The organism is Pectinatus brassicae (assembly GCF_014201835.1).
GTDB lineage: Bacteria > Bacillota > Negativicutes > Selenomonadales > Selenomonadaceae > Pectinatus > Pectinatus brassicae.
In genome coordinates this window covers 1-12,693 of record NZ_JACHFH010000049.1, presented here as the reverse complement: position 1 = coordinate 12,693, position 12,693 = coordinate 1, and the positions used below count along the sequence as shown (strand labels likewise).

Here is a 12,693-nt window from a genome sequence, read left to right as displayed (position 1 = left end):
ATCCGCAGCGAATTAGAATATATTCCGGCTAAAGTAAAAGTAATAGATATTTACCGGGAAACATTTGAATGCCGCACTTGCCGAAAAAATGAACATTTCAGTATAGAAAAACCACAAGTACCAGCATGTGTACTACCACATAGTATAGCTACACCGTCAGCAATAGCTCATACCATGCGACAAAAATATGAATATGCAGTGCCGCTTTACCGCCAGGAAAAACAATGGCAGCAATTAGGCATAAAGCTAAACAGAGCAACGCTTGCCAACTGGATAGTTTTAGCAGCGCAAGAGTGGCTGTTGCCCATAATAAAGAAAATGCATGAATATCTTTTACAAGAAAAAGTTATTCATGCAGATGAAACACCAGTGCAGGTAATGGGCGAAAAAGGCCGTAAAAACACCGCAAAATCCTATATGTGGCTGTATAGCAGCGGTAAATATGACCCAATACATAATATCCGTATATTTGAATACCAGCCAGGAAGAAAAGGGGATTATGCCCAAAACTTTCTCAAAGGATATAATGGGTATTTGCATACTGATGCCTATGTTGGTTATGAAAAAGTAGAAAACATAAAGCATTGTCTGTGCTGGGCTCATGCCAGAAGGTACTTCGTTGATGCAATACCTTCTGACACTGATGATCTTTCTGGGACAATAGCACAAGAAAGCATAAAACAAATAAACAAACTGTTTGCCATAGAAAAAATATTAATAGAAGAATCCATACAAAACAGGCAAAAAGAACGTCTCCAACAAGAAAAACCGCTGCTGGAGGCTTATTGGTCATACCTAGAAATAAACAAAGATAAAATACTGCCAAAATCCAAACTAGGAAAAGCAATAAATTATACTCTTAACAACCAACAAAAATTGCAGACCTACTTAGAAGATGCTCATTGTGACATATCTAATAACCTAGCAGAAAACAGTATACGACCATTTACCATAGGCCGAAAAAACTGGCTATTTTCTGGTTCGCCCAAAGGAGCCAAAGCAAGCGCTGCGGTATACAGCATAATAGAAACCTGTAAAGCAAATAAAATAGATGCTTATAAATATCTTGAATACATATTTAAAAAGCTGCCTAACCAGCCAATTATTCATAATCCTGCGCTGATAGAAAATTATCTGCCATGGAGTGACGAAATAAAAAATAACTGTAGTCAATAATTATAAAGTTATAAAAATGCCGCTAGTCCTTGTATGTAGAATACAGGATTAACGGCATTTTTTCTATACACTATTTGATTGATCGCTTACGCTAAAACGATATGCTGATTGTCCTGCAGCCTTCCAGTATAAGTATCTTTATGAAATGGCAGAAGCACCAACGGAACCGCTAATTCTAGGTAAAACAATTCATACGGCAATCCAACTTTATTTAAGTGGTGCAGACATACAAACTGCGGTCGATAGTGCCATATTACAGGAGGCTGAAATCCCTGTAGATCATGGTGAGGTAATAAGGATGGTACAGCATCCTATCGTGACAGGCATTAGTGGTGGGCAGGTAGAAGAACGGCTGTCAATACCACTGGATGATGAAGGATTGATACAGTTTCAAGGATACATTGATTGATATAGAGAGCTACCTGATGGAACAGTTCAACTGATAGACTGGAAAACCAATAGAAGTAAGTATGATCCGACTGATAATTACCAGCTAGGATTATACTCATGGTATTTATCTCAAAATACAGGCGCAACCGAGATTAACGCTGAACTGGTATTCCTGCGTTATCCCTATGCTGATGCTTGCCAAGCTCATACTTATACTCGAAATGAGATGGAAGACGCGAGGAAATGGGCATTACAGCTTGCCGAAGAAATTGATGATAAGGTGGCGGAATTAAATTTACTTGATGGTGTAGAAAGTGATAACTTATTTCCTGCTACTCCAGGTAAGGCTTGTCAATATTGTAGTCATGCTAGCCTTTGTATCAAGAGTGTAAATGTTGCTCCAGTGAGAGTCGATGACCGAGTTGATGCAGAAAGAGTAGCAGCCGAGGTAATCCGATTAGAAGCTGCTCTTTCTGACATGAAAGATAATTTAAAAGCTTGGGCAAAAGATAATGGTGCTATTTCTGTCGGTGACAGTACTTTTGATTTCGTTCCCAGCGTTAGCTGGAATATTGGTGCAGAAAAATTATATTAACTATGTGCCGAACTATATGATGCTGGTATCAATGCCTTTGAGTATCTTACTCTTACTGCAAGTAACCTAAAAAAAATGGGTGTTGATGAAGAAAAGTTAGCGACCTATGGTAAAAAGAAAATATCAAAGACATTTAGACTGGTTAAGGCAAAAGAAGCGTGCTAAAAATTATTAAATGGGGGAATTAGGATGTTAAACAAGAAATTATTGAAATTAGAAACGGAAATCAATGGGTGCTTTATGGAGCGTGAAGAAATCGTTCGTGGGTTATTAGTAACAGCAATTGCAAGGGGAAATATGCTCATGCTTGGTGCTCCAGGCGCAGCAAAAACAGCAATAGCAGAAACCTTATCTAGGCAGTTAGGTGGTAACTTCTTCAGTAGGTTATTAACTAAGGTGTCAGCCCCAGAAGAGTTATTCGGGCCATTATCTTTGAAAGCTCTAGAAAACGACCAGTACAAAAGAGTGACAAAGGGGAAGCTACCAGAAGCAGATGTCGCAGTCATTGATGAAGTATTTAAGTGTAATAGTGCTGTACTTAATACCCTGCTGCCAATTATGAATGAACGTGTATATTTTGATGATAGCAGTACTCCTAAGCCAATTCCGCTACAGGTATTAGTTGGACTTTCAAATGAACTTCCCGATGGTGGAGTAAATGGGGAACTTGCAGCACTATGGGATCGATTTGACCTAAAATATATAGTGGATTATGTAAAGGATGAACGTAATTTTGCTACGATGCTAAAACTCAGCAATGGTAAGCCATCTACCATAATCAGCCTGCAAGAGCTACAGAGCGCACAGCAACAAGCAGAGCAAGTGAATATATCCGATGATACAATCGGTGAGGCTCTGGAAAGAGCTGAAAAGCCAAGGCTTTATTATTTCAGATCGTCGTTTCAGAAATTGCCTGCGCTTCTTAAAGGCTCATGCTTGGCTCGAAGGGCGTAATGTTGTAGCTGACGATGATATTGCCATCTTATCAAATATGCTTTGGACTGATCCTGAACAAATCAAGCAAAGCAAGAAAATCGTAATGGGCTTTTCCAATCCTCTGGCTGTAAAAGCTAATGAAATATTTGACGGAGCGTTTGAATTGGCGGCTAAGCTAAAAGAAACACCAGATAGTGCCGAGCGTACTGGTATGGCGACAGAAGCCAATCACAAATTTAAAGTAGCACAAAAAATGCTGGATGGGCTACTGAAACAGGCTAAAAGTGAGGGAAAAGCAACAGGCAAAATTATTGAACGTTTAGCACAGATTAAAGAAATGAATGAGAATGTAGTGAATACCTATCTTCTAGGCATATAGCGTGGCTATTATGAAAAAAAATAACAGTGAATTATCACGAAATAGCGTTCGCAATGATGCGTTTGATCGGGTTGCATATGAAGAAATACTGTATCAATCAAAAGAACTGCAAAACCTAAGTAGGCAAGGAGTAGAAACATTGAATACGTTCTCAGAAATGGCTGAGGACGTATTCTTTTCGCTTTACAAGGTCAAGCCAGAGCTAATCCCATCAAATGAGTTGGCAACGGAATATCTGCTAAATCATGAGCTGATGTCGAAGATGATGGAATCACAGTCATATCAGGAATTAAGAGAATATACCCAACTAGATGAGCTAGGAGCAGGACTTGGTAGTAAAGCTCTGCTTGAAAATTTGCTGAAACAATTGGAACAAGACGGTGATTTAAAAGAGGTTTCAAATAAAATTAATGATGCCATAAAGCAACAGGTAGCCATGCCAGCTAATGAAGTTCAGCATATCCTATCTGGTATTCAAAGTACGTTACGTCAGGTAGTTGAGTTTGCTACTGATAAGGCAGTTGCTGAGGTAGAAGAAGTAGAAAATATTATTACGTCATGGGGGCTTAATCAGGGAGAGTTTGAAAGATTGCCATATGATAAAAAACTGGAATTACTACAGGTCTTGCGTGGGCAACAGAAATTTAGAGATATGACAAAGCTCGTTGGACGCATGAGAAATTTAGCTACTGGTTCACGAAAATCTAAATTAGAACACCGAATTGAACTACACTCGATTACCCAAGGGTCTGACCTTAATCATGTATTGTCACAAGAATTGCTATCACTGCGTAGACCTGCATTAAAACTGGATTTCTACAGGAGGATGGTGGAAAAACAATTATTGCAATATGACCTGGACCATCGAGGATATATGGGACAAGGCCCGATTATTGTATTAATTGATACTTCCAGCTCAATGCGTGGTGGACGAGAAATTTGGTCAAAAGGGATAGCGTTAGGTCTAGCTGAAATTGCTGAAAAAGAGCGTAGAGCATTTAGTTATGCGCTCTTTGCCAGTAGTAGGGCTGATTTAATTACAGATGATTTTCAGCTTGGACAACGTTCACCTGATAAATTGATCAAGCTGGCAAGCGAGTTCATTGGTGGTGGTACTGATTTTGAGCAACCGTTACAGTGGGCGCTTGGCAAACTGAAAGAGAGTAATTTCAATAAGGTGGATATTGTCATGATTACTGACGGTGAATGTGCCATTGGTAATGAATTTCTAAAAGAATTGCAGAAAGTGCAAGAGGAGAAGCAATTTAGGATTTACAGCATCCTAATTGGTAACGATTCGAGAGAGCTAAAACGCTGGTCAGACGAGGTATGGAATGTAACCGATTTACTAGACGAAACGATTGCAAAAGAATTATTTCAAAAAATATAAAAAATGGGAGCGATTAAAATGTCAACTATGATACATGATGCAACAAAACTATATGCTGTAAAAGGTGGTAATACTGATAATATCCTTGGTAATTTGGTATGGTTTAGTGTTTCGGATATGGAAATACTACGAGATGATCTAGTAAAGCTGGCAATGAATGTTGGACTGCCTGAAAAGTATGTTCCTGCGCCGATCCGACCCAGTGATGCATTTCGTCGGGCGACATCAGAAATTGGTGGTGTGTTAAAAACAGGTGAGGAAATCACAGAGGTTCTCATGGTAAGAGAAGTATTATCAGCCGAAGATCGAGTTGTACGCCATTTGATCAAGGAAGTAAGAGACAAAAAGAACGTTCAGCTTAACTATGAAAAAATAGGTGAAATTGAATTTGAACGGCAATGGGGAACCATGAACGTGATAGCTCTTACCGATGAAGCAAAGCCAGCACTAAATAAAGCCAAAGTGTTGTATGGTAAATATCGTGACTATTTTATATCTGACCATGTTAGAAGGCTTATTAAAACAGCATTAGGTGACTGCCAAGCAGTCGGAGTACGTCCAGCAGGTGCTGTATATTTTACACCAGCAACTTATGAGCCTACGATCAAAGCACTCAATTCTCTAGTTAAGATGTTACCTAGCAGTGCAGTTGAAATGCACTATTTACCCGTGGTTAATGCGGATGATCAAAAGCAAATGCTGGAAGAAAAGCTTCGAGGTCACGTGCTGAGCCAAGTTTCACAGATTGGTAGTATGCTCGGTGGTAATGCCCAAGTGCTAAGTGTCAAGAAAACGCTTAAATCGCTAGCTTCTGAGTTTGCAGCTACCTTACGGGATCAGAATGTAGTGTCTAAGACCACTGCGAATAATGCCATTCAACAATTACAAGGGTTGAAACAACAGGTGACTGAATATGAAAGCTTGTTAGACAGTAATCTTGGTGAAGTCCGTTCAACCATTGATATACTTAGAAAACAAGTCCGTATTATGCTGGATCGGGTTAGCTTAGATAATGGTGTAGCGTAAAATTGCTAATTTTCACAGTATCAAATTGTATAAAGGGGAATTGAAGAAATGGCTAATATTAAAGAGCGAGTAGCCTATTTGCAAGGGCTAAGTCGAGGACTTAATATTCGTTTACACTCAGATGAAGGGAAGTTACTGATCAATATCATTGATATACTGGATGATATGGCTGATGAAATCAATAATATCCAGATGGGGCAGGCTGATTTGGAAACGTATGTCGAGAGCATGGATGAGGATTTAACTGATTTAGAAGAAGAAGTATATGACAGTGTTAGTGCGGATGATTTTTAAACGATAACATCACTAATTGTATGGAGTCAGATATTGGCGAAGGAGCGAAAGATGTTTCAAGGAAAGCGACTTGTTACTAGGGGAGTAGTAGAGGCTATACCACCAGAGGTACAGATGTTTTTATGGTCACTGCTTGATAGCTTAATAGCAAAGCGAACAGTAGAAGTTGACTATCTTCAAGTATTTGAACTTATGGGTGTAGAAGGTCAGCAGACGATTATACATCGTCAGGAAATGCCCGACTATCAGGTAATATATCAGTTTGATAAGGTGGATCATCCGTTATATCAGAAAATATATGTGATTGACGATGGGCCACATTGTACGATGCTTTTAAATGATGAATATTAAAAAAAGCCAGCCTTGTAATTCAAGGCTGGTAATTTATTTTGTTAGGAGTATATTAATGTGGAAAAAATGAGGAATTTATTAGCTGGTTGCTTGCGTGAAAGTGCTAATGGGTATGTTGTAGATACTTTGATTGAAAATTACCCCAATATTGGTGAATTAATGAATGCCACTGAAAAAGAAATCAGCAGTATTAAGGGGATTGGTATTGTAAAAGCCAAGCAACTTAAATCAATATTAGAATTTGTCCGTAAAGTGAATACACCAGATGCAAGTAAGAGAATTATTATCAGAAGTCCCAAAGATGTATATGAGTTAGTGCGTGCTGATATGGAATTCTTAGAGGTAGAGCATTTTGATGTGATTGGTCTATCCACTAAGAATCATGTTATTTTCAAAGAGAATATTTCGATTGGCTCATTAAATGCCAGCATTGTGCATCCACGTGAAGCATTTAAGGGATTGATTCGAAGATCATGTGCTGCTTGCATTTTGGTTCACAACCATCCAAGTTCAGATACTTCGCCTAGTAATGAAGATATTTTGCTTACGAAGAAGTTAGTTGAATGCGGTAGTATTATTGGTATTGAAGTGCTTGATCACGTTATTGTAGGCGCAGCTGGTGGCGGTTACGTTAGCTTGAAGGAACAATGTAAGATGTGATTTACAGATTGAGAAGCACTAAGGAATTACTATTATCAAAAAAATAGATGGGCTAATTCCATCTATTTTTTATCTTGGGTTGCCAGTGCCAAATAAAGATCTCTATAAAATTTATTGAGTGGTACAACATAGCTGGCTATTGTTAAAAGTCTTTTGGCTAAACCTACAGGAAGTTTTTTTCCTCGAAATATGATAAATTTCAAAATAATATCCTCCAGTAATGATCATTTCCATTTATATCTATCATAATATATTATTTTGACAGTAAGAGATATGAGGAGATTTAATTGGGGACAATCTTTATCTTGCGGATTATAACCGTGTAAAATGAACGAAAATTTTCAGTCGTTTTACCAATAGGGTTGTCTTTAGTAATGGCACATGCCAAAAATCCAGAAACAACTCTATTGGGACACTTTTTCAAAGTGCCGTTAGGCTGTAGCCTAATGGCTTATTTTAATGGAGGGATTTGTATGAAAATAGGATATATTCGCGTAAGCACAGCAGAACAAAATACGATTCGTCAAGAGGTTCTATTAAAAGAACTTGGCGTTGATGAACTCTTTATCGATAAAGCCAGTGGTAAAAATACTGATAGACTGGAACTAAAAAGGATGCTCACCTATGTTCGGCAGGGTGATACTGTTATTGTCGAATCCATCAGCCGCTTCGCTCGTAACACACGTGACTTACTTGACCTCATTGCCCAGTTGACTAACAAGCAGGTAGAATTTATTTCTAAAAAAGAAGCCATAGATACAACAACACCTACAGGAAGATTTATGCTGACGATATTCGGAGCCGTAGCGGAATTAGAACGAGAATACATCCTGCAACGCCAGCAGGAAGGAATCGCAATTGCCAAAAAACAAGGGAAATATAAAGGCCGTAAACCTATTCACCACCCGGATTTTGATAGAATTGTATGTAGGTGGAAATCTGGTGATATAACAGCAATTGAGGCTATGCATAGATTAAATATGAAACCGTCTACATTCTATAGGAAAGTAAGGGAAATCAAATAGATAAATTATCTGTAAAGATACTTACATTTTGCAGAAGAGTTTTGAAATTCCCCAGTTTTAGAATAGCAAGAAAACACATAATTGAAATAACCATAAAATTACCCTACAAACAAATGCACAAAATGAAGGACGATTCAAAACCGTCCTTCGTTTTTTAAATATTTTGCATATCGTTTATTAGCTAATATTTATTCTTTAGATCATATACATATATCTAAAAGAAAATAGATCAATAAAAAGTTACTGGGATTAATAATAAATAGCTATACCTAGAGATGAATACGATAAGGAGAAGGTAGTCTGGTAGAAAAGATGTAAGAAATACTTGTAATATAGATCGGAGGACTTAAAATGATTTATTCACCGCATACATTCGAGCTTTCGCTTATTGTTGACACAGATAATTTTTACGAATGGAAAGATAAAGCCTATAAAAAGGCAAAAGGTAACCATAGAGTATTTAAAATGGATGATGTCCATTATGACCATGCTCTTAAAGATAAAGGAGTAAAAATTGAATATCATGACAATACTTTCAAGAAAAAGATTCAGTTTATTGTAAACCCAACTAAGGTACTTGGCGGTAACGATATTAAAAAACTATGGAAGCCTAACAACGACAACATATCAAAACTGCTCCGCAAAGTCAAAGAATACATTGATAGTTATTTTGATTCCAAATACAAACTGAACGACTTCAAACTAACCCGCATTGATTTCACCGTGAATATTGATGTTGACGATAGAAAAAACGTATCCGCATATATAAAAGTCTTACATAACATTGGAAAAGTCAAAGGGTTTGCACCGAAGTATGATAAAGACGATGACAGGATTAACCATGACCTTAGTTTTGACTTAGAGGGCAATTCAAATGGCGTTGAGTTCACGGCTTATGATAAAGAGGCTGTATCCAAACAAGAAGAAGCGAAAGGGATTCTGCGTGTGGAAGTTCGTTTAAAAAAGCAGAAAGCTATTAGTAAATATACTGGCGAAACTGCTACATCAAAACAAATAAAAAGCTTGGCAGCGAATAGCAAAGATATATTTTTAGATACCTTCGCGCATATAGTTCCATGTGGAAATTACTATAAGAAAAAAGATGCTGTAAAGTTAATTGAGGATAATATCTCCCAACAGAAGCATAGAGAGAAAATGCTTCTGCTGATAGAGCTTGTACCAAAGAAGAAATCTCTATATCTCGCCCAAAAAGAGATGAACGATAGAAATATCGATAAAATAATGGCAATATTCGCAGAAATTAATGTATCACCCGTAACTATCAGTAAGCGGCACGATATTAAATTTCTTGAAAATTTATATTCCTATTTGCTTGCGGAATAATGAAGCTGGCATATATGGAGGAGTTCAGGAGCCTGCTGCCTATGTTGCTATCGGCATACAAAAGGATGGTATTCGGGACGTGCTTGGCATGTGGGTAGGCGAAAATGAAAGTGCTAAGTTCTGGCTCGGAATATTAAACATCCTAAAAAATCATGGTGTAGAGAATATCTTAATTGCTTGCATAGATGGTCTTAGTGGTTTTGCCAATGCCATTGAAGCTGTATTCTCTAAAACAGAAAATCAGCAGTGCGTAATACATCAAATTCGCAACTCAACGAAAGATGTTTCTTACAAGGATACCAAAGCATTGATGGCCGATTTAAAAATTGTGTACGCTGCTGTAGATGAACCGACGGCCTTATATCAGCTTGATACTTTTGATGAAAAATAGAGTGGAAAATATCCGAAGATTGCTCTGTCCTGGCGAGCTAATTGGGCTAATTTATCTACCTATTTTAAGTATACGCAAGAAGTTAGAATGCTGATTTATGCCACGAATGCGATAGAGAATTTTAACCGCCAACTGCGTAAAGTAATAAAGGCTAAATCCGTTTTTCCAACCGGTGATAGCTTATTAAAAATGCTATATTTAGCTATGATAGATATTACGAAAAAATGGATAGACCGCCGCAAGGATTGGGGGCAAGTTCATTTTCAGCTAGCAATATTCTTTGCTGACCGGCTGGATCAGCTTGACAGCTAGGACTATTTTAGTATAATGCCAGCCAAGGGGCTGATTGCCCCTTGGCTGTTTTGCCCCTGAAAAAATATATGCTCTTTTTATGTCATTTGGAGTTTACACAAAATCGGGGATACACCCGCTAATTTCAAAACCATATCTAACTCCCAGTAGCGTTGCGTCCCTTTTTTACAATATTATTCGATGCTAAGTACAACATTTTGCGTAATGAATCATCGCTACAAAATAAGTAAACATCTTGTATTCCGAGCCTTTTAAGCTCATTTAACACACCAAGCCAAAATTTACTATTCTCGTTTTGTCCAATACATATGCCCAATATTTCTTTGTAACCATCCATAGTGATGCCTTAAAGCACATACGCAGCTTTACTGACTACTTGATGAATCTCTCTAATTTTATAATGTTCTGCTATCAAAGTTTTTATTTTTGCACCAGAACCTCTTTGCGCCTTTTAGTATCAAGTATAAATAAGTGTATTGACAAATAAAGTGACCGATCGTATAATAAAATATGAAAAAAAGATATGTGTAATTGTTGCAGTTTTACATTTTAATATACGAATGGTCATTTTAAATAAAAAGAGTATAACAATTCGCTAAAATGAGATTGCAAAACACATGAATTAAAAAATGTAAAGAGGGGCGTAGATAAAATGAAAGAGAACAAATATTCTTTGTTTATTGACGGTGAATTTGTAGAAGGCTCCACGAAAGAGTGGTTTGAAGTCATTAATCCAGCCGATGAGAGCCTAGTAGGACTGACAGCAAAAGCTACGGTTGAAGATGTAGAAGCCGCTGTACAAGCAGCTAAAAGAGCCTTTGATAATGGTTCCTGGAGCAGATTGTCAGCAACAAAGCGTGCAGAAGTATTGTTAGGCATGGCTGAGGGGATGGCAGCCCGACAAAGAGAATTAGCAAATTTAATGGTTGAAGAATCTGGATCCACAATACATAAAGCAACAATGGAAGTTATCTTATCTATCAATACACTAAAGTATTACGCTGACCTCATTCGGACGCCGTATACATATGAAGCCATTGTACCAAATGATGATGCATTTATTTACAGTTATAACTTTGTTCAGCGTGAACCTATTGGCGTATGTGCTGGCATTGTACCTTGGAACTTTCCACTGGCTGTGGGATTTTGGAAGATCGCACCGGGTTTAGCAGCAGGGAATACAATGGTAATTAAAGTTCCGACAGAAGCACCGCTGGTTTTGATGGAAATAGCGAAAATTGCGCAAGATGCTGGTCTACCTAAAGGTGTACTTAATATCGTGGCTGGTGCTGGGCGTGTGGTTGGAGAATATTTAGCTGCCCATCCACAAGTGGATAAAATCTCCTTTACTGGTTCCACTGGTGTTGGTAAAAGAATTCTAGAATTGTCTTCAGCATCCAACTTGAAAATTGCTACATTAGAACTTGGTGGAAAATCGGCGAATATTATTCTTGAGGACGCAGATTTAGCGGTGGCGATTGATGGTTCCTTATTTGCGACAATGCTACATAGTGGACAGGTTTGCGAGTCGGGTACTCGTCTATTAGTGCCAAAAAGTCGATATGATGAAGTAATTGAAGGTTTGGTTTCTCGAGCTAAAACCATTAAAGTAGGCGATCCGAGCAAAGAGGAAACTGGAATGGGGCCAATTATTTCTAAAAAACAAAAAGAAAAAATTGAAGAATATATACAAATTGGCATAAAAGAAGGGGCTAAACGCGTGCTAGGAGAAGAAGCATTGCAAGGAAAGGTCTATGAAAAAGGTTTCTGGGTGCCACCTACTATTTTTGCCGATGTAAACAATCAGATGACCATTGCTAGGGAAGAAATTTTTGGACCTGTAGTGTCTGTGATTCCCTACAAGAGTGAAGCAGAGGCCATTGCTATTGCCAATGATAGCATTTATGGTCTGGCAGGTGGAGTATGGTCAAAAGACCAACGACGTGCCGTGGAAGTAGCCAAACGAATGCATACAGGAACGATTTGGGTGAACTCCTATCATTTGTTAAATCCGATTGCTCCTTTTGGAGGCTACAAACAAAGCGGTCTTGGTCGCGAGCTAGGAATTCAAGGTTTACTGGCCTACACACAAAGCAAACATATCCATGTGGACTTAGAAAATGATGGAGGTTCCCGTTATCGCTGGATGCTACCTTAATTAATCAGTCGAGCGGTAATGTATAGAGGCAGGATGCAAGTTGTTCCTGCCTTTCATTGATAATTTTTGAGAGGAGTGTCTATATGAATTCTTCAATTCTTGCGGCGTTATGCCATATCTTGCCAGTATTAAGTGAATTATTTCAGGGGACGATTGGTTTTTTAGTGGCTGATTGTTGTTGCTCGCCGTTTTTGTCCTTGCCTTGCCCAAGACATTTGCCAAAACCTGCTCCCATGTTTTGCCGCATAACGGCTTAAAATTTGGCA

General features: G+C 38.1%; 13 protein-coding genes and 4 pseudogenes. 15 read left to right on the top strand and 2 right to left on the bottom strand.

Translation table 11 applies throughout. The features are described from left to right. From tnpC to radC, 10 genes and pseudogenes are all read left to right on the top strand, one after another. On the top strand, positions 1–1,176 hold a 1,176-nt coding region (tnpC, locus tag HNR32_RS12755; protein ID WP_183863260.1), incomplete at its 5' end, for an IS66 family transposase. 103 nt (positions 1,177–1,279) lie between these two features. Continuing rightward, positions 1,280–1,585, top strand: a pseudogene (locus HNR32_RS12750) (hypothetical protein); the annotation flags it as partial. A 24-nt stretch (positions 1,586–1,609) separates the two neighbouring features. Beyond that, positions 1,610–2,161, top strand: a pseudogene (locus tag HNR32_RS12745) (PD-(D/E)XK nuclease family protein); the annotation flags it as partial. Between the two features lie 189 nt (positions 2,162–2,350). Continuing rightward, a complete protein-coding gene (locus HNR32_RS12740; protein WP_183863258.1) occupies positions 2,351–3,115 on the top strand; it encodes an AAA family ATPase in 765 nt (254 codons plus the stop codon). Beyond that, entirely contained in the window at positions 2,997–3,476 is a 480-nt protein-coding gene (locus tag HNR32_RS12735; RefSeq protein ID WP_231038112.1) for a hypothetical protein, read from the top strand. The genes HNR32_RS12740 and HNR32_RS12735 overlap by 119 nt, the downstream gene beginning before the upstream one ends. Before the next feature lie 10 nt (positions 3,477–3,486). Further along, positions 3,487–4,866 (top strand): vWA domain-containing protein, encoded by a 1,380-nt coding sequence (locus tag HNR32_RS12730; protein WP_183863254.1) that lies wholly within the window; start codon positions 3,487–3,489, stop codon positions 4,864–4,866. An 18-nt stretch (positions 4,867–4,884) separates the two neighbouring features. Then, positions 4,885–5,892, top strand: a complete 1,008-nt coding sequence (locus tag HNR32_RS12725) for a DUF6744 family protein (protein WP_183863252.1) — start codon at positions 4,885–4,887, stop codon at positions 5,890–5,892. A gap of 48 nt (positions 5,893–5,940) precedes the next feature. Further along, a complete protein-coding gene (locus HNR32_RS12720; protein WP_231038111.1) occupies positions 5,941–6,186 on the top strand; it encodes a CD1247 N-terminal domain-containing protein in 246 nt (81 codons plus the stop codon). Between the two features lie 51 nt (positions 6,187–6,237). Beyond that, complete coding sequence (locus tag HNR32_RS12715; RefSeq protein WP_183863250.1) at positions 6,238–6,537, top strand: DUF960 domain-containing protein; 300 nt, start codon at positions 6,238–6,240, stop codon at positions 6,535–6,537. 66 nt (positions 6,538–6,603) lie between these two features. After that, positions 6,604–7,197, top strand: coding sequence for a RadC family protein (gene radC / locus HNR32_RS12710; RefSeq protein ID WP_231038175.1), 594 nt, complete (start codon positions 6,604–6,606; stop codon positions 7,195–7,197). Positions 7,198–7,259: 62 nt separating this feature from the next. Here the strand turns inward: radC and HNR32_RS12705 are convergent, their stop codons facing one another. Next, positions 7,260–7,400, bottom strand: a complete 141-nt coding sequence (locus HNR32_RS12705) for a hypothetical protein (protein WP_183863246.1) — start codon at positions 7,398–7,400, stop codon at positions 7,260–7,262. Between the two features lie 270 nt (positions 7,401–7,670). On the opposite strand from HNR32_RS12705, the gene HNR32_RS12700 reads away from it, so the two are divergent. The 3 genes and pseudogenes from HNR32_RS12700 to HNR32_RS14265 all read left to right on the top strand — a co-directional run bounded on the left by HNR32_RS12700 (position 7,671) and on the right by HNR32_RS14265 (position 10,269). Continuing rightward, positions 7,671–8,222 carry a recombinase family protein gene (locus tag HNR32_RS12700; protein ID WP_183863245.1) on the top strand — a complete coding sequence of 184 codons (552 nt, stop codon included), beginning with the start codon at positions 7,671–7,673 and terminating at the stop codon, positions 8,220–8,222. A 351-nt stretch (positions 8,223–8,573) separates the two neighbouring features. Then, positions 8,574–9,566: a hypothetical protein gene (locus HNR32_RS13945; protein WP_196611104.1), complete on the top strand. Its 993-nt coding sequence runs from the start codon at positions 8,574–8,576 to the stop codon at positions 9,564–9,566. Then, positions 9,532–10,269, top strand: a pseudogene (locus HNR32_RS14265) (IS256 family transposase). Before HNR32_RS13945 ends, HNR32_RS14265 begins: the two are co-directional and overlap by 35 nt. Before the next feature lie 211 nt (positions 10,270–10,480). Here the strand turns inward: HNR32_RS14265 and HNR32_RS14260 are convergent. After that, a pseudogene (locus HNR32_RS14260) lies at positions 10,481–10,678 on the bottom strand (transposase); the annotation flags it as partial. A gap of 243 nt (positions 10,679–10,921) precedes the next feature. Here HNR32_RS14260 and HNR32_RS12685 point away from each other — a divergent pair. Next, the gene (locus HNR32_RS12685) at positions 10,922–12,427 is read left to right on the top strand and encodes an aldehyde dehydrogenase family protein (RefSeq protein WP_183863241.1); all 1,506 of its coding nucleotides are present in this window, start codon (positions 10,922–10,924) and stop codon (positions 12,425–12,427) included. A gap of 83 nt (positions 12,428–12,510) precedes the next feature. Then, entirely contained in the window at positions 12,511–12,684 is a 174-nt protein-coding gene (locus tag HNR32_RS12680; protein ID WP_183863239.1) for a hypothetical protein, read from the top strand. The last annotated feature ends 9 nt before the right edge of the window (positions 12,685–12,693 follow it).